Source organism: Streptococcus entericus DSM 14446 (genome assembly GCF_000380025.1).
Classification (GTDB): Bacteria; Bacillota; Bacilli; order Lactobacillales; family Streptococcaceae; genus Streptococcus; species Streptococcus entericus.
In genome coordinates this window covers 73,665-87,767 of sequence record NZ_KB904182.1, presented here as the reverse complement: position 1 = coordinate 87,767, position 14,103 = coordinate 73,665, and the positions used below count along the sequence as shown (strand labels likewise).

The 14,103-nt window shown below is 44.8% G+C and carries 23 protein-coding genes and 1 tRNA gene; all 24 read left to right on the top strand.

Annotation, left to right across the window (positions count from 1 at the left end):
- Window positions 1-83 precede the first annotated feature (83 nt).
- Window positions 84-269, top strand: a complete 186-nt coding sequence (locus tag A3GW_RS0108230; RefSeq protein ID WP_026216664.1) for a helix-turn-helix domain-containing protein — start codon at window positions 84-86, stop codon at window positions 267-269.
- A complete protein-coding gene (locus A3GW_RS0108225; protein ID WP_233275322.1) occupies window positions 266-604 on the top strand; it encodes a hypothetical protein in 339 nt (112 codons plus the stop codon). Before A3GW_RS0108230 ends, A3GW_RS0108225 begins: the two co-directional genes overlap by 4 nt.
- Window positions 605-678: 74 nt before the next feature.
- Complete coding sequence (locus A3GW_RS0108220) at window positions 679-939, top strand: helix-turn-helix domain-containing protein (protein WP_018368809.1); 261 nt, start codon at window positions 679-681, stop codon at window positions 937-939.
- Between the two features lie 36 nt (window positions 940-975).
- The gene (locus A3GW_RS0108215; protein WP_018368808.1) at window positions 976-1,314 is read left to right on the top strand and encodes a hypothetical protein; all 339 of its coding nucleotides are present in this window, start codon (window positions 976-978) and stop codon (window positions 1,312-1,314) included.
- Complete coding sequence (locus tag A3GW_RS0108210) at window positions 1,307-1,492, top strand: hypothetical protein (RefSeq protein WP_018368807.1); 186 nt, start codon at window positions 1,307-1,309, stop codon at window positions 1,490-1,492. Before A3GW_RS0108215 ends, A3GW_RS0108210 begins: the two co-directional genes overlap by 8 nt.
- Before the next feature lies 1 nt (window position 1,493).
- Window positions 1,494-1,625: a hypothetical protein gene (locus tag A3GW_RS12130; RefSeq protein WP_018368806.1), complete on the top strand. Its 132-nt coding sequence runs from the start codon at window positions 1,494-1,496 to the stop codon at window positions 1,623-1,625.
- A 117-nt stretch (window positions 1,626-1,742) separates the two neighbouring features.
- Window positions 1,743-1,985, top strand: coding sequence for a hypothetical protein (locus tag A3GW_RS0108195; RefSeq protein ID WP_018368804.1), 243 nt, complete (start codon window positions 1,743-1,745; stop codon window positions 1,983-1,985).
- Window positions 1,969-3,264: an AAA family ATPase gene (locus A3GW_RS0108190; RefSeq protein WP_018368803.1), complete on the top strand. Its 1,296-nt coding sequence runs from the start codon at window positions 1,969-1,971 to the stop codon at window positions 3,262-3,264. The genes A3GW_RS0108195 and A3GW_RS0108190 overlap by 17 nt, the downstream gene beginning before the upstream one ends.
- 13 nt (window positions 3,265-3,277) lie before the next feature.
- Window positions 3,278-4,393, top strand: a complete 1,116-nt coding sequence (locus A3GW_RS0108185) for an ATP-binding protein (RefSeq protein WP_018368802.1) — start codon at window positions 3,278-3,280, stop codon at window positions 4,391-4,393.
- 9 nt (window positions 4,394-4,402) lie between these two features.
- Window positions 4,403-4,822: a hypothetical protein gene (locus A3GW_RS0108180; protein ID WP_018368801.1), complete on the top strand. Its 420-nt coding sequence runs from the start codon at window positions 4,403-4,405 to the stop codon at window positions 4,820-4,822.
- Between the two features lies 1 nt (window position 4,823).
- On the top strand, window positions 4,824-5,555 hold the full coding sequence (locus A3GW_RS0108175) for a hypothetical protein (RefSeq protein ID WP_018368800.1): 732 nt from the start codon (window positions 4,824-4,826) through the stop codon (window positions 5,553-5,555).
- A 14-nt stretch (window positions 5,556-5,569) separates the two neighbouring features.
- Complete coding sequence (locus tag A3GW_RS0108170; RefSeq protein ID WP_018368799.1) at window positions 5,570-6,175, top strand: hypothetical protein; 606 nt, start codon at window positions 5,570-5,572, stop codon at window positions 6,173-6,175.
- A gap of 3 nt (window positions 6,176-6,178) precedes the next feature.
- Window positions 6,179-7,762, top strand: a complete 1,584-nt coding sequence (locus tag A3GW_RS0108165; RefSeq protein WP_018368798.1) for a DEAD/DEAH box helicase — start codon at window positions 6,179-6,181, stop codon at window positions 7,760-7,762.
- 8 nt (window positions 7,763-7,770) lie between these two features.
- Window positions 7,771-10,026, top strand: coding sequence for an AAA family ATPase (locus tag A3GW_RS0108160; RefSeq protein ID WP_018368797.1), 2,256 nt, complete (start codon window positions 7,771-7,773; stop codon window positions 10,024-10,026).
- 302 nt (window positions 10,027-10,328) lie between these two features.
- The gene (locus A3GW_RS0108155; protein WP_018368796.1) at window positions 10,329-10,535 is read left to right on the top strand and encodes a hypothetical protein; all 207 of its coding nucleotides are present in this window, start codon (window positions 10,329-10,331) and stop codon (window positions 10,533-10,535) included.
- Between the two features lie 2 nt (window positions 10,536-10,537).
- Window positions 10,538-10,933 carry a RusA family crossover junction endodeoxyribonuclease gene (locus tag A3GW_RS0108150; RefSeq protein WP_018368795.1) on the top strand — a complete coding sequence of 132 codons (396 nt, stop codon included), beginning with the start codon at window positions 10,538-10,540 and terminating at the stop codon, window positions 10,931-10,933.
- Window positions 10,930-11,160, top strand: coding sequence for a hypothetical protein (locus A3GW_RS0108145; RefSeq protein WP_018368794.1), 231 nt, complete (start codon window positions 10,930-10,932; stop codon window positions 11,158-11,160). Before A3GW_RS0108150 ends, A3GW_RS0108145 begins: the two co-directional genes overlap by 4 nt.
- A complete protein-coding gene (locus tag A3GW_RS11265) occupies window positions 11,160-11,672 on the top strand; it encodes a DUF1642 domain-containing protein (protein ID WP_018368793.1) in 513 nt (170 codons plus the stop codon). Before A3GW_RS0108145 ends, A3GW_RS11265 begins: the two co-directional genes overlap by 1 nt.
- On the top strand, window positions 11,672-11,953 hold the full coding sequence (locus A3GW_RS0108135; RefSeq protein ID WP_018368792.1) for a hypothetical protein: 282 nt from the start codon (window positions 11,672-11,674) through the stop codon (window positions 11,951-11,953). Before A3GW_RS11265 ends, A3GW_RS0108135 begins: the two co-directional genes overlap by 1 nt.
- On the top strand, window positions 11,937-12,401 hold the full coding sequence (locus tag A3GW_RS11260) for a YopX family protein (RefSeq protein WP_018368791.1): 465 nt from the start codon (window positions 11,937-11,939) through the stop codon (window positions 12,399-12,401). The genes A3GW_RS0108135 and A3GW_RS11260 overlap by 17 nt, the downstream gene beginning before the upstream one ends.
- On the top strand, window positions 12,398-12,961 hold the full coding sequence (locus tag A3GW_RS0108125) for a hypothetical protein (protein WP_018368790.1): 564 nt from the start codon (window positions 12,398-12,400) through the stop codon (window positions 12,959-12,961). Before A3GW_RS11260 ends, A3GW_RS0108125 begins: the two co-directional genes overlap by 4 nt.
- Before the next feature lie 10 nt (window positions 12,962-12,971).
- Window positions 12,972-13,358: a hypothetical protein gene (locus A3GW_RS10995; RefSeq protein ID WP_018368789.1), complete on the top strand. Its 387-nt coding sequence runs from the start codon at window positions 12,972-12,974 to the stop codon at window positions 13,356-13,358.
- Window positions 13,359-13,434: 76 nt separating this feature from the next.
- The gene (locus A3GW_RS0108115) at window positions 13,435-13,911 is read left to right on the top strand and encodes a DUF1492 domain-containing protein (RefSeq protein ID WP_018368788.1); all 477 of its coding nucleotides are present in this window, start codon (window positions 13,435-13,437) and stop codon (window positions 13,909-13,911) included.
- A 59-nt stretch (window positions 13,912-13,970) separates the two neighbouring features.
- Window positions 13,971-14,053 (top strand) — tRNA-Tyr (locus tag A3GW_RS0108110).
- The last annotated feature ends 50 nt before the right edge of the window (window positions 14,054-14,103 follow it).

The following is a 14,103-nucleotide window of genomic DNA, read 5'->3' as shown; positions in this document are numbered from 1 at the left end:
CTATTATATCAGAAAGGTTAGAAAAACACAACATGTGGTTGTGGAAAACTTTATAAGCACTAGATGTTGTGTTTTTGATATATATGTGGGAAAAGTTATCTCAACTAATGGAAGAGCGCCAGTTGAATATGAATCGGTTGGCAATCCGTTCAGGAATTAACAAGAGTCATTTCGCTGATCTGAAAAGGGGCAAAATTAAATCACTGTCCTGGGCGAATATGGTCAAGCTCGCTGATGCATTAGACATCAGCCTAGACGAATTTAGATGAAAGGAGGAGAAATGGACGAAAACTTGCGAGGAATTCCATGCGGATACAATCCAGTTGTCTTAGGAAGTATAGTCAGTGCTGATACACGTATTTGTGGAGAGATCGTGACTGTATTTCGTGGCGATATTGTCTTTGGAAATCTGACAAAACTAGATGTGCAGACGGAATGCGATATCAGACTATCTGATTTGTACGATAAGAATAAAGACGATATCCCACCAAACGATTGTTTATATGTCGTTGTCACTGATGGTTTGTCTGGTACTATTTATGTTTGCGGACATACTCGTCGAAATGAATGGAGTGTGTTTGCAAAAACGGCAGGTTATGCCTAGTGCACAAAAAAAACGACTGTGGGAACAGTCGCTAACTAAAAATACTTACTTAGATTATACCACAGGAGGCTAAAATGGAAAAGGTTTTTGATGGTTTTATTGAGTGGTTAAAGGGGGTTATCCTTGAAACTCTTGATAAACTGGTTCAGCTTCGGCTGATGGAACTTGAGGCAGACGTCTATAATTTGAAAGAAGTTGCCGAGAAATTAAACATGAGCCCTGAAACCTTCAGAGCTTATCAGCACGAATATGAGGCTCTGGGTTTTCCTAAAGAGCTTCCTGGAAAGAAATGGAAAAAGCTGGCGGTTTTGAACTGGCTAGCTGATAAAAATTAAGACTTCTGGACAAGGTCGAAAAATAAAGGAAGAGAAATGAAAAAAAATGAAGTTAACACGCCGTCACGGCTGACGAGGCTGGAGAAGTCTGTCAGGGCGGTTGAGTCGAACCAAAAGGAGGTCGACTATCGTCTGAAATTGTTAGAAAAGACGACTAGGCGACAGGAGACACTTATCGGTGGTTTGTTGGTGATTTGCGGGCTGTCGATACTGGTTTCGATGTTGGCAGTTCATCTGGCTTTTCAGTCGGTGGATCGCGTGCATGAGCTGGATAGGCAGGCGGTAAGATTAAAAGACAGCTATTTAGCCAATAGTCAGCGTTTGGAGCGGATGTTCAGAACCGCTATTGCAGGAAAGGAGTATTACGGTGATTAAGCAATTTTTACTCAAACAAGCGATTGATTTTGTGTTCAAGTGTCTCAAGGAGAGCAATCTATCCAGCAGAGACAAGTTGCGCTTTGGGGATGCGCTTGGTCAGTTGGCTTGGCAGTTAGAGCAGGACTTGGACGATGGTCGGGGTCTGGTGGTTGATTTGGACAGCTTGGAGGTGTGAGATGATACGGTTTAAGATTGAGCAGATGGTGATGTCGTTTGGTCACTATGTAGAGACTGGGGACTTTGAACATTTGGGCGATATTGCTCGGATTTTGGTTTGGGATGGGACGTCTGGGGAGGTGAAACTATAAAAACTCTAACGAGAATGGAACTTTTGCTCCAGTCCTTACAGCGATGGAATGCTACAGGAGATGAGGAGCATTATCAGGATTTGCAACGGATTTTAGATTATCAAGAAGGAGAAGAAAATGGCTGTTAGAAAAACAATTGGTACCCAATCAACAGGCTATGGCCGGATTGGTTGTGACATGAGTTTTTACAATGATATTGTGGAGATAGCTGAAAAATGTAATATGACATTAACTTCTGTCACGAATGCTCTGTTAGGTTTTGCTCTTGCAAATAGTGAGATTGTGACAGAGCAGAAGACTATTGAAGTTTGTTCGTTTAGAATTGGCGGGGAGGATTTCGAAAATGGTCACGATCAATAAATTAGAAATTGAAAACGTCAAGCGTATTAAGGCGGTTAAGGTCGAGCCTGCTGCTAAGGGGTTGACGATTATTGGTGGGAATAACAACCAAGGCAAGACCAGTGTGTTAGACGCTATTGCTTGGGCGTTGGGTGGCAACAAGTACAAGCCTAGTCAAGCGATGCGTGAGGGGTCACAAGTACCACCTACTCTAAAAATCACCATGTCAAACGGTCTGGTGGTTGAGCGTAAAGGTAAGAATGCGAGCCTCAAGGTTATTGACCCTAATGGTCAGAAGGCGGGGCAGCAGTTGTTAGATAGTTTTGTCGAAGAACTATCTATCAATCTTCCTAAGTTCATGGAAAGTACACCAAAGGAAAAAGCAGATACACTCTTGCAGATTATCGGTCTTGGTGATGTGTTAGCAGAACTGGAAATCAAAGAGAAAGAACTTTATAACCAACGACATGCTATCGGTGTCATTGCTGACCAGAAGGAAAAATTTGCTAAGGAGCAGGTACATTATCCTGACGCACCAAAGGAGCTTATCAGTATTTCAGAGCTCATTGCACAACAACAATCTATTTTGGCGAAAAACGGTGAGAATGCTCGTAAACGGCAACAGCTAGTAGTCATCGAGCAAAACCATGCGTTCAAACAGAATGAAGTTGATGAACTCAAACGCAAGCTCAGTGAAGCTGAAAAGCAGCTGCAACAATTGACTGATGATTTGACTATCGCAAAAATGGATACTATGGATCTCCATGATGAATCAACCAGAGAAATTGAGGAGAACATTGCTCAGATTGATGAGGTGAACCGTCGTGTTCGAGCTAATTTAGATAAAGAAAAAGCCGAAGATGATGCCAAGGCTGAGCGTGTCAAGTACACTGAATTAACAACGAAGATTGAAGCGGTAAGGCAAGAAAAACGCGACTTGTTGACGAATGCCGATTTACCTCTTGAGGGCTTGATGGTAGATGATGGAAAATTGCTCTATCTTGGTCAGGAGTGGGATAACATGTCAGGAAGCCAACAACTCACGGTGGCAACTGCTATTGTCCGCAAGCTCAAGCCAGAATGTGGTTTCGTCCTCATCGATAAATTGGAGCAGATGGACAAACAGACCTTGGAAGAGTTTGGTGCATGGCTGGAACGTGAGGGTTTGCAGGCCATTGCGACCCGTGTGTCAACTGGGGAAGAGTGCGCGATTATCATCGAAGACGGCTACTCTTTGGAGAATCCAGACTATCAGCCAGCACCTGCTCAACCAGCGGGGGCACCTAATTGGACATTTTAGAAAGGAGTAACACATGCAAATTACACGAGGCAAACGTGCGCGGGCGCAGCGAGTAGTCATCTACGGACCTGAGGGGATTGGTAAGTCGAGCTTTGCCGCTCAGTTCCCAAATCCGCTCTTTATCGACACGGAAGGGTCAACGGATAATATGGATGTGGCTCGCTTGGATAAACCAACTAGCTACACCATGCTAAAAAATCAGATTGCTTGGGTTAAGGCTAACCCAACAGTCTGTCAGACTTTGGTCATTGATACCATTGACTGGGCGGAGACCTTGGTTAATGATGATGTTTGTGCTCAACACAATGTCAGAGGGATTGAAGAAATTGGCTGGGGGAAGGGCTACACCTATGTCAAGGAAGAAGTAGGACGTTTGCTAAATCTTCTCAGTGAGCTGGTTGACTTGGGTATCAATGTGGTCTTGACTGCTCATGCTCAAATGAGAAAGTTTGAACAACCTGATGAAATGGGAGCTTATGACCGTTGGGAATTGAAGTTGGGTAAGAAGACTGGCTCACAAACGGCACCTCTGGTCAAGGAATGGGTTGATATGGTGCTTTTTGCTAACTATAAGACGGTTGTTATGACTACCGATAATGGGAAGAAAAAAGCTCAAGGTGGTCAGCGTGTTCTCTATACCCAACATCACCCTGCTTGGGATGCTAAAAATCGTCATGGTTTACCAGAGGAGCTACCGTTGGACTATGGGGCTATTGCCCATATCTTTACCTCACAAAGCCAACCTGTACGAGCTCAGCCTGATTCTGTCTCTCAAGAACCTCAAGCAGGCACTATGGGACCAAATCCTGTTGAGCGACCAGCACAGGAACAAACGAGCCTAGATGTGAATATGTCGCAGGTTGTACCGTCAGTTACTCCGAATTTTGCAAGAGAAGTTTCTAACATCACTGAGGTAATACCTCAACCTTTGAGGGAGCTCATGCAGTTGGACGGTGTGACAGAAGATGAACTCAGAGGGATTCAATCTGAGCTGAACCACATCCCAACAGATACACCTTTTGAAAATTATCCTGATGGGTATTTTGACTTTTTAGTGAGTTACTGGAACAATCCAGGTTCAAATGGTTCGAGCATTAAAGACATCATTTTGAAAAATAGAGCATTTTAGGAGGAATTTATGACTAAAACAATTAACCTAGACCTGTCCGTCATTGGTGAGGGTGGTCTGCAAGAGAAAGTGGATAAGGAATTGGCTAAGGTCTTTGACAATATCCTTGATCCTAACACCGATGTTAAGACTGCCCGCAAGGTGGTCATCACCCTGACCATGAAGCCTGATGAGGCTCGTCAAACAGTTAACACTGTTATGGATGTCAAGTCCACTCTAGCGCCTCAAACGGGGGTAGCCACAACTGTGCTGGTCGGTGAAAAGGCGGGTACTATCCATGCTAATGAGCTTAAGAGTGCCATGCCCGGACAGACCTTCTTTGACGAAGAAGCTGTCTTGCGGACGGATATTGGGCAACCAATTGATGACCTTGAAAAAGGCGTCAACGAAGATGTGATTGATTTTAATAAAAAGAAAGTAGGTAACTAAGATGTCAGAAAATATCAAAGCAGTCGTGGAATATGGTGTTGAGCTCGCTGGTCGCGAAGAAAAGGTTATAGAGATTGATGGTAAGGATTATTACGACGCCAATAACTACCGCATGGTTGAATTGGAGCCAAAACGCTACCCTGCCTGCCTAGAGCTGCGAACTTTGGCTAGTCTGGTGGATTATCTCAAGTCAGACTTAAATGGAATCAACCAAGAGCGGGTAATGGTTGTGGTTGAAAATCCGACAGAAGTGTCCGTCTATAGTCAAGACGATGAGCGGTCTGTTCGGACACGGTTGGTCAACGTTCAGGCGTTGACACCGTCAATTCATTTCGCTGAATGGGAAGAGGCGTCAGATTTCAATGTTCTGTTGCAGTCCAAGTTCCAAGACCGAGATGATCGCTGGACAGTACTTGAATTTGCGAGTGCATTACGAATTGAGAATGCGGCAGATATCAAAGATGATGGTGTTTCGCAGGTTACAACTATCAAGGACGGAGTGGCTAGTGTCGCAAAAGCCAAGGCACCGAACCCTGTCACCCTACGTCCATACCGCACCTTTGCAGAAGTTGAGCAACCAGCAAGCCAATTTATCTTCCGTGTTAATAAGCGGGCTGAAATGGCCTTATTTGAGGCTGACGGTGGTGCTTGGCGGCTAGAAGCAGTCAACAACATTGCAACCTACCTGAAAGAGGCCTTGGCTGGTCAGGAAAATATCACTATTTTAGCTTAATAGGAGGAACCAACATGACACAACAATACAACCAACCAGAACGCGAGCTTGCATGGGACGATGAAATCGTCCAAGACGGTTCGGGCTTTGTCCAGTTAAAACCTGGTGATTACCAGTTTACTGTTACAAACTTTGAACGAGCCCGTCACACGCCGAATCCGCAAAATCCAGGAAAATTGCCAGCTTGCAACAAGGCCGTTATCACGCTACAAATTGAGACGGCAGAAGGTATCGCTCAGTTGACCCACAACCTGTTCTTGCATACCTCAACTGAAGGCATGTTGTCAGCGTTCTTCGGGGCTATTGGTCAGAAGAAGCACGGGGAACCACTTCGGATGAACTGGAACACGGTGATCGGTTCCAAGGGCGTGGCTCGCATTGGCAAACGAAAAGGAACTGGCCAATATGCAGACCGTGAATACGATGATGTGAAATCTATGATTTATGCTGACGATGTGGACTGGACCAAGGTTTTGAACGGTAACGGTCCTGGCACGCCAGCTTATCAGCAGACATCGCAACAACCAACTTATCAGCCACAAGCACCAGGTCAGCAGCCTTATCAACAACCACAGACACCGCAACAGCCGACTGGGCAATCAACTTGGAGTGGGTTCTAAACTATGGATCTGAGACCGTATCAAGCAGAGGCACGGTCAGCCGTTCAGCAGGAATGGGAAGAGGGTCGCAAACGCACCCTCTTAGTCCTGCCAACAGGGTGCGGTAAGACCATTGTCTTTTCAAAAATTATCGAAGACCGGGTGAGAATGGGCGAGCGAGTACTTGTTTTAGCTCATCGTTCAGAGCTTTTGGAACAGGCCAGCGACAAGCTGATGACAGCGACAGGGCTGGGGACAGCCCTAGAAAAGGCTGAGAGCACATCGGTCGGCTCCTGGTTCCGTGTCGTGGTCGGGTCAGTCCAGACTATGCAACGTGAGAAAAGGCTGAGCCAGTTCCCGCCTAATCACTTTGACACCATCATCATTGATGAAGCCCATCATGCTATCTCGGATGGCTACCAGCGGGTTCTGGGGCATTTTGAAGAGGCAAATGTTTTGGGGGTTACAGCCACCCCAGACAGGGGTGACAAGCAGAATCTGGGCAAGTATTTTGATAGCTTGGCTTATGAGTATTCCCTGGTTGATGCCATCAAATCAGGCTATCTATCTAAAATCACAGCAATCACTATTCCGTTGACTTTGGACCTATCTAAAGTCAGTCAACAAGCAGGAGATTTTAAAGCTAGCGAGATTGGAACTGCCTTAGATCCTTACTTGGAACAGATTGCAGACGAGATGGTTAAGCAATGTGCTAACCGTAAGACTGTGGTATTTCTCCCATTGGTCAAGACCTCACAGAAGTTTCGGGATATTCTAAATGCCAAAGGGTTTAAGGCTGCCGAGGTCAACGGAGAAAGCAAGGACCGTGAGGAGGTGCTGGCAGACTTTGACAAGGGCAAGTACAACGTCCTCTGTAACTCCATGCTCTTGACTGAGGGCTGGGACTGTCCAAGTGTAGATTGTGTGGTTGTCCTGAGACCTACCAAAGTGCGGGCTCTTTATAGCCAGATGGTGGGGCGTGGCACTCGTCTCTATCCTGGCAAAGAAAATCTGCTTTTGTTGGATTTTCTCTGGCATACAGAGCGACATGAGCTTTGTCGTCCTGCCCATCTGATTGCTGGCAGTCCAGAAGTTGCCCAAAAGATGGTCGAGAATATGACCGAAGAAACTGAGATTGCTTTCGAACTTCTGGAAGCCGAAGAAGTAGCAACTAAAGATGTTATTGCTGAACGTGAAGAGGCCTTAGCCAAACAACTGGAAGAAATGCGTAAACGCAAGCGCGCTCTTGTTGACCCCTTGCAATTTGAAATGTCTATCAATGCGGAAGATCTTGTGGACTATGTTCCAGAGTTTGGTTGGGAAATGGCACCTGTCTCTGATAAGCAGAAGCAGGCTCTGGAGAAATTTGGCATCTATACCGAAGAAATCGGTAATGCAGGAAAGGCTACTAAGTTGTTAGACCGTTTAGCCAAACGCCGTGATGCGGGATTGACGACGCCTAAGCAAATTCGACTACTAGAACGCTATGGCTTCCAACATGTAGGTATGTGGAAGTTTGAGAGTGCTAAAAATATGATTGACCGTATCGCAGTATCTGGGTGGCGATTGCCAGCGGGAGTTAGACCGAAAGAGTATCAACCAGAATAGGAGGTTAAATGGCAGATAGAGAATTTGATTTAATCCCCTTGCTAGATCATATCAATCCAGCGACACTGTCTTATCAAGACTGGATAACAGTAGGTATGGCGCTCAAGCATGAGGGCTATACCGCTATGGATTGGGATATTTGGTCGCAGGCAGACAGTCGCTATAAAAAAGGGGAATGTTTCGCTAAATGGGATAGTTTTCAAGGGAGTGGCATGGGTACCGTAACAGGCGCCACAATAACCCAGATGGCCAAGGACAACGGTTGGGTGTCAGAATTTCGTTTAGCTGATGACGCTCATGAATTGGACTGGGATAGCACCATCGACCGTGATTATAAAATCATTGACAAGAACTGGGTTGAGGCTAAGGAAATCAAGGAGCCTGTCAACTGGTCACCAGTTCAGGAGCTGATTACTTACCTTGAAACCATCTTTGACTCAACAGACTTAGTGGGTTATGTGACAACGACATACCCGATTGAGACCGATAATGGTCCTATCTATAAGCCGACCCAAGGGAACTATGACCGCACCGCTGGGGAGCTGATTCAGGCTTTGCAGAAGTGTGAAGGTGACATCGGTGCAGTCTTCGGAGACTACAAAGAAGAAGCTGGGGCCTGGATTCGTTTCAATCCTCTGGACGGGAAAGGGGTCAAGAATGACAATGTGACGGACTTTCGCTACGCCTTGGTGGAATCCGACAGTATGGACCTTGGTAAGCAATATGCCCTCTTCAAGGAATTAGAGTTGCCGATTGCAGCTCTGGTTCACTCAGGTAAGAAATCCCTGCATGCTATCGTCAAGGTGGATGCAAGGGATTATCAGGAGTACCGCAAGCGGGTTGATTATATCTATGCCATCTGTAAGAAGAATGGCTTGGACATCGATACCCAGAACCGTAACCCCAGCCGTCTGTCTCGCATGCCTGGTGTAACTCGAAACGGTCGCAAGCAGTTCTTGGTCGATACAAACATCGGTAAAACTAACTATGAAGAATGGTTTCAATGGATTGAGGATTTGAACGATGATTTACCTGATCCTGAAACCCTAGCCGACCAGTGGGATAATTTGCCAGACTTGGCACCAGAACTCATCAAAGGAGTTCTTAGGCAAGGGCACAAGCTCTTGATTGCCGGTCCGTCTAAGGCTGGTAAGTCATTTGCTTTGATTGAACTGTCAATTGCGATTGCGGAAGGCAAAGAGTGGCTAGGCTGGGCTTGTGAACAAGGCAAGGTTCTCTATGTCAATCTGGAGCTGGATAGACCATCAGCTTTGCATCGCTTTAAGGATGTGTATGAAGCGATGGGACTGCAGCCTAACAACTTAGCGAACATCGACATCTGGAACTTGCGTGGTAAGACTGTTCCAATGGACAAACTAGCACCTAAACTAATCCGTAGGTCACTCAAGAAAAATTATCAAGCCGTCATTATTGACCCTATTTATAAGGTTCTGACTGGCGATGAAAACAGCGCAGACCAGATGGCACACTTTACCAATCAATTTGACAAAGTAGCAACCGAATTAGGTTGTAGTGTGATTTACTGTCACCACCACTCTAAAGGTGCTCAAGGTGGCAAGAAGTCCATGGATCGTGCTAGTGGTTCGGGTGTATTTGCCCGTGATCCAGATGCGTTGATTGACTTAGTAGAACTTGAGCTCACTGAAGAGCTTGTCAAGGCAAGGTCAGAAAAAGCAGCGGCTAAGATTTACCAACAGGCTCTACAAGAAAAAGCTCTGGACTACTACCAGCACGAAGTTACATTGGACGACTTGGAAAGTCGCTATCAGATGCAACAGCACTTTGACAAAGCTATTAAGGATATCATGGTTAAACAGCCGTACCTAGAAGCAGTCAAAAAAGCCCAGCATGAGGTAGAAATAGCTACAGCTTGGCGAGTGGAAGGTACGCTACGTGAGTTCGCGAAGTTCAAGCCAGTTAACATGTGGTTCAGCTATCCCGTTCACTCTGTGGACACGACTGGGGTGCTGGCGGATATTGAGCTGGAGGATAGTAAACCCAACTGGCAGAAAACTACTAAGGTAGCTCGTGAAAATCGTAAATCCAAAGAGCAAAACGCAAAGGAACGCCAAGAATCTCTAAAAAAAGCATTTGAGACGACCAGTTCTTTTCATCCTGATGAGCCAGTAACTAAAAAAGAACTAGCGGAGCATATGGGAGTCAAAGAAAGAACTATCGAAAATTACGTCAACGAAAGTGAAAATTTTGTACTAAAAAACGGAAAAATCTTAAAAATTGAATAAATCACGAAAACGAAAAAAACGAAAATTCTATAACGAAAAAAACGAAAATCAAACAATATTTTCGCGTCGTGATTACGAACATTCTGTATAAATTTCGCTTTCGTTCAAATTACGAAAAAAACGAAAAAGTTATAGAATTTTCACGAAAACTTTGGGGATAACCCCAAGTTTGGGGAGTATTTTGGATTCGCTTGTCAAAAAGTCAAAAAGAGAAAGGGAAAGGGGGCTTTAGACTCCGCCCCCTTATCCCTTGTCTCTCTCTTTGACAAAGCGCGCAACAAAGAAAGAAAGGAAAAAAGAAAATGCGTGTAAGTATTTTTAAAACTAAATTTAACGATAATGATTTTGAATTAAACAACCTTGAAACAGCTGTTGAGGAGTTTGAAGATGAAATCAATGGCCATATATATGAATTGGAAAAGGAAGGGTGCAAGGACATTGACATCACCTTCAAATTCTTTGATGATGGTCGTGCTATTGCCACGATAGTTACCCAAGATTGGTCGTAACTATGATTGAATTTTTCTTACCTATGGCAGAAATTCCAACCACTACCCACCAGATGAAAAAAGTTCGAGTAGTGAATGGGAAGCCGCAGTTTTATGAACCAGCTGAGTTGCAGGATGTGCGGGCTATGTTCATGGGCCTCTTGGCTAAGCATAAACCTCCTGAACCGTTAGACGGTCCTCTGCGACTGACGACCAAGTGGCTATTTCCCAAAATCAAGGGGACGGTCAATGGTCAGTACAAGCATACTAAACCTGACACAGATAATCTGGTCAAGCTATTGAAGGACTGCTTAGAGCGGTCGGGTTACTACGTCAATGATAGCCGTGTGGCTAGTGAGATTGCTGAGAAGTTTTGGGCTGACACAGTGGGAATCTATGTCAAATTGGAGCAGTTATGAAGATTAACTACATTGAGTTTTTTTCAGTTGAAATCCCAAACTGGATGAGGGAAAGTAACCAAAAGATGGTAGAGTTGGGCTTTGGCAGTTTTGCTTACTGGCAATGGGCTAATCAATCGATGAGTGCTATTTGTAACAAGTATGGCAACGATGATTTGATTAACGGGCAGTTTCATCTCATTTGGGAATGGCTGACCCAACAGCAGAAGAGAATGGAGGAAGTGTGATGAATAAGCAGAAATTAATTGAGAAGTATGAAAGCCTTAAAGGGATTTGGAATAGCCCGGGTTCTATCCCGGCATTGGAGTGCTTTTTGCAAGATCTATATCAACTCACCGAACCGCAGAAAGTCGTAATTCCGAAGTTTGTGGCGGAGTACATCAAAGAATACAAAGAAACAAATCAAAATATATACAATCTATTGACCGAATACCCTCCAGAAATTGGTAGTTGGCTAGATGGTAACTATAAGAAGCGACTTGACACCTTCGCCCGTGCTTGGCTTGACTGCTACGAAATTGAGAAAGAGAAGTTGTATACGGTGGAGATTCCTGACCCACATAATCATATCTGGATGCATACTGTTCTTTCAAGAGCTCCAAAAGGACTTGTTAGAGTATGTATGATTAACAACTCTGAATGGAAGTCTATTAGGCAGTACCACTTGACAGAAGCTCAGATTAAGAAGGATTTTGAATGGGCGTGGCAGTTCGCTAAGCCTGTAGAGGAGGTGGAGTGATGAAACTCGGTGACTTTGATAAATTAAAAAAGTTAAACGAGGAATTATACCAACTCGAGAAATTCCTCAGAATATCTGAAAAATGTTGGAATAGAATCTTCCTGAAAGATCTATCCCGTAACCTAAAATTTTCAACGTCTTATGGCTTTCTTAGCGATAGCATTCATTGCTCCTCAAGGCTAGCGGGCAGAGTCCAGCTGGCAATAGCTGAGGAAATAGAACAGATTAAAGAAGACATAAGATTGTTAGGGGTGGAGGTCACAGATGATTCCGAAGTATAGATTTTGGAGTACAGCAGAAAAGAAAATGTATGAGGTTTTCTCTGTTCATCTAATGACAGGCATGGTTGAGGTTGAAAGTGGTAAATATTTTCTAATCCCTCAAGACGGCTTCCTCATGCAATCTACAGGCTTGTTTGATAAAAATGGTAAAGAGATTTTTGAGGGGGATGCGGTGACATATAACTCCTCAAAATCAAAATATATTGTAAGCTTTGGTCAGTTTATATGTTACTTTGCGGCATACAACAAATGCGGTGAAAATATTTTGCGATTAGCACCGGGGTATGGTTGGTACTTAAAACACTTCCGAGATAGCTTTTGGAACGTGTCTGGGGAGGTCATGGATGAGCCTGCTAAAATCGAAGTCATCGGCAACATCCACGAGCACCCAGAACTGATGGAAGATCCATCCCAAGAAATTTTACAGAAAAAAGGAGAACAGCAATGAATAAATGGATTAAAAAAGCAGCCATCGCTGCAATGACAGCCGTAAGCGTGATAACCTTGGCGGCGTGTGGAGATACAGAGGCAACGACAACAGCTCGTGACGAGGTAAGAGCTACGAGAGATTTGGCTGACAAGTTTGCTGATAGCCAGCAGACCCCAACAGACATCGACTACTCGCTGGAGCGGTACAATCTCATTCGCAGAGCCTATTGGGTCAATGGACAGCGTGAAAAGGCTATCCAGTTGCCGTCAAAGATTGAGAAACCGATGGGCTACATCCTTCTCATGAATGGTTCGGCAGTCGTGGGGACTTTCACGGTTGATGGAAAGGTGTCTTCGTTGAACTCGTTTTTGACGCCTGACTCTGAGTATTATGAGTATTCTGGAGGAGACTTTTCGTCAAAGAACGCATGGTTGCCAGATGTGGATGGGTCTTATGGGGAGAATGATAACGGGATTTTCTTCTTTACGCCAGATGGTAAATATCTGGAGTGGACAGGGGAGTACCTTTATTCAGACATTCCATTTGATGTACCAAATGCCATTGTCAATGTCAATTAAGGAGGCGATGATGAAGTCAAAATTTTTAAGCATTTTAGCTGGTGGGTTCCTAGTGGCACTACCTGCTAGCCTTTGGCTATTTTCCCCACAAATCCAAGGTGCGCTGAACCAAAAACACTATGAAGTCCAGAAGGTCAACGAACGAACCTCGTACAAAGTTCGCAAGGAGGCTGAGGACACGGCTCGGAGCATGGTGGCGTCCTACAAGGCGGACCGGTTGGCCTATGAGCAGTATAAGGGGTCGGACAAGGACGAACACCAATCATGGGCTCAGTCCTATAAGCAAAGAGCCAACAGTACGGCAACCAAATACAATGAGTATATATTGAAAAACTCCTACGTCTGGGACGGTAATGTGCCTGAGGATATTGAGCAAGTGTTGGAAATCTTAGAGTAGTGCAATAAAAAAGCCAGCGACTGCTGACTCCGTGGGTATATCTGGTAATTATATTATACCATAAGGAGGGCGAGAAATGGCGAAAGATAAGACACCAGCCCATTATTTGTTGGAGGAATTGCGGATTATCCCGAAGTTGATTGCCGAGTTACGAGCTGATATCGAGGCTACTCGGAGCTCTGTCTTGAGCTCTCCGAAGTGGTCTGATGTGAAAGTTCAAGGCGGTCTGAGATTGTCGCAGGAAGACAAGAACATTGCTATCGTGGATGTGACTGACTACAACACCAAGCAGATTGAGAATTTACTCAAACGACGGCAGGAAATCATTGACTTGCTGATGACCTTGCCAGACATGCTCCAGAGGCACGTCCTGGTTACGACCTACGTCAACTGCCAGACCTTTGACGAGGCTATCGATAGGCTGGAAATGAACCGCAACAACTACTACATGCTGAAGCGCAAAGGCGTGGATAGCTTGGATGAGTTACTAAATCGTACAAAATCAGTACTAAATAATACTGGAACGGTACAAATTGATACTCAAAAATACTAATAGAGGTGGTATTATGGTAGTATCAAGAATTGAGGCAGGGCCAGATGGTCTTGTCGTTCGGAGAGTTGGTTCGAGGGGTTAAGACGGCGGACTGTAAATCCGCTCTCGTAAGAGGTCGCAGGTTCGAATCCTGCACTCTCCATTAAAGGTTATGATGATAGTCCTTCGGGTGACGAACCCGTAAAATGAGGC

What these genes read in the sequence shown, in the direction of transcription:
- A3GW_RS0108230 (WP_026216664.1), top strand. Translation starts at nt 84, where the DNA reads ATGTGGGAAAAGTTATCTCAACTAATGGAAGAGCGCCAGTTGAATATG.
- A3GW_RS0108165 (WP_018368798.1), top strand. Translation starts at nt 6,179, where the DNA reads ATGGATCTGAGACCGTATCAAGCAGAGGCACGGTCAGCCGTTCAGCAG.
- A3GW_RS0108160 (WP_018368797.1), top strand. Translation starts at nt 7,771, where the DNA reads ATGGCAGATAGAGAATTTGATTTAATCCCCTTGCTAGATCATATCAAT.
- A3GW_RS0108135 (WP_018368792.1), top strand. Translation starts at nt 11,672, where the DNA reads ATGAAACTCGGTGACTTTGATAAATTAAAAAAGTTAAACGAGGAATTA.
- A3GW_RS0108225 (WP_233275322.1), top strand. Translation starts at nt 266, where the DNA reads ATGAAAGGAGGAGAAATGGACGAAAACTTGCGAGGAATTCCATGCGGA.
- A3GW_RS11260 (WP_018368791.1), top strand. Translation starts at nt 11,937, where the DNA reads ATGATTCCGAAGTATAGATTTTGGAGTACAGCAGAAAAGAAAATGTAT.
- A3GW_RS12130 (WP_018368806.1), top strand. Translation starts at nt 1,494, where the DNA reads ATGATACGGTTTAAGATTGAGCAGATGGTGATGTCGTTTGGTCACTAT.
- A3GW_RS10995 (WP_018368789.1), top strand. Translation starts at nt 12,972, where the DNA reads ATGAAGTCAAAATTTTTAAGCATTTTAGCTGGTGGGTTCCTAGTGGCA.
- A3GW_RS0108115 (WP_018368788.1), top strand. Translation starts at nt 13,435, where the DNA reads ATGGCGAAAGATAAGACACCAGCCCATTATTTGTTGGAGGAATTGCGG.
- A3GW_RS0108175 (WP_018368800.1), top strand. Translation starts at nt 4,824, where the DNA reads ATGTCAGAAAATATCAAAGCAGTCGTGGAATATGGTGTTGAGCTCGCT.
- A3GW_RS0108195 (WP_018368804.1), top strand. Translation starts at nt 1,743, where the DNA reads ATGGCTGTTAGAAAAACAATTGGTACCCAATCAACAGGCTATGGCCGG.
- A3GW_RS0108215 (WP_018368808.1), top strand. Translation starts at nt 976, where the DNA reads ATGAAAAAAAATGAAGTTAACACGCCGTCACGGCTGACGAGGCTGGAG.
- A3GW_RS0108190 (WP_018368803.1), top strand. Translation starts at nt 1,969, where the DNA reads ATGGTCACGATCAATAAATTAGAAATTGAAAACGTCAAGCGTATTAAG.
- A3GW_RS0108125 (WP_018368790.1), top strand. Translation starts at nt 12,398, where the DNA reads ATGAATAAATGGATTAAAAAAGCAGCCATCGCTGCAATGACAGCCGTA.
- A3GW_RS0108180 (WP_018368801.1), top strand. Translation starts at nt 4,403, where the DNA reads ATGACTAAAACAATTAACCTAGACCTGTCCGTCATTGGTGAGGGTGGT.
- A3GW_RS0108170 (WP_018368799.1), top strand. Translation starts at nt 5,570, where the DNA reads ATGACACAACAATACAACCAACCAGAACGCGAGCTTGCATGGGACGAT.
- A3GW_RS0108150 (WP_018368795.1), top strand. Translation starts at nt 10,538, where the DNA reads ATGATTGAATTTTTCTTACCTATGGCAGAAATTCCAACCACTACCCAC.
- A3GW_RS11265 (WP_018368793.1), top strand. Translation starts at nt 11,160, where the DNA reads ATGAATAAGCAGAAATTAATTGAGAAGTATGAAAGCCTTAAAGGGATT.
- A3GW_RS0108185 (WP_018368802.1), top strand. Translation starts at nt 3,278, where the DNA reads ATGCAAATTACACGAGGCAAACGTGCGCGGGCGCAGCGAGTAGTCATC.
- A3GW_RS0108155 (WP_018368796.1), top strand. Translation starts at nt 10,329, where the DNA reads ATGCGTGTAAGTATTTTTAAAACTAAATTTAACGATAATGATTTTGAA.
- A3GW_RS0108220 (WP_018368809.1), top strand. Translation starts at nt 679, where the DNA reads ATGGAAAAGGTTTTTGATGGTTTTATTGAGTGGTTAAAGGGGGTTATC.
- A3GW_RS0108145 (WP_018368794.1), top strand. Translation starts at nt 10,930, where the DNA reads ATGAAGATTAACTACATTGAGTTTTTTTCAGTTGAAATCCCAAACTGG.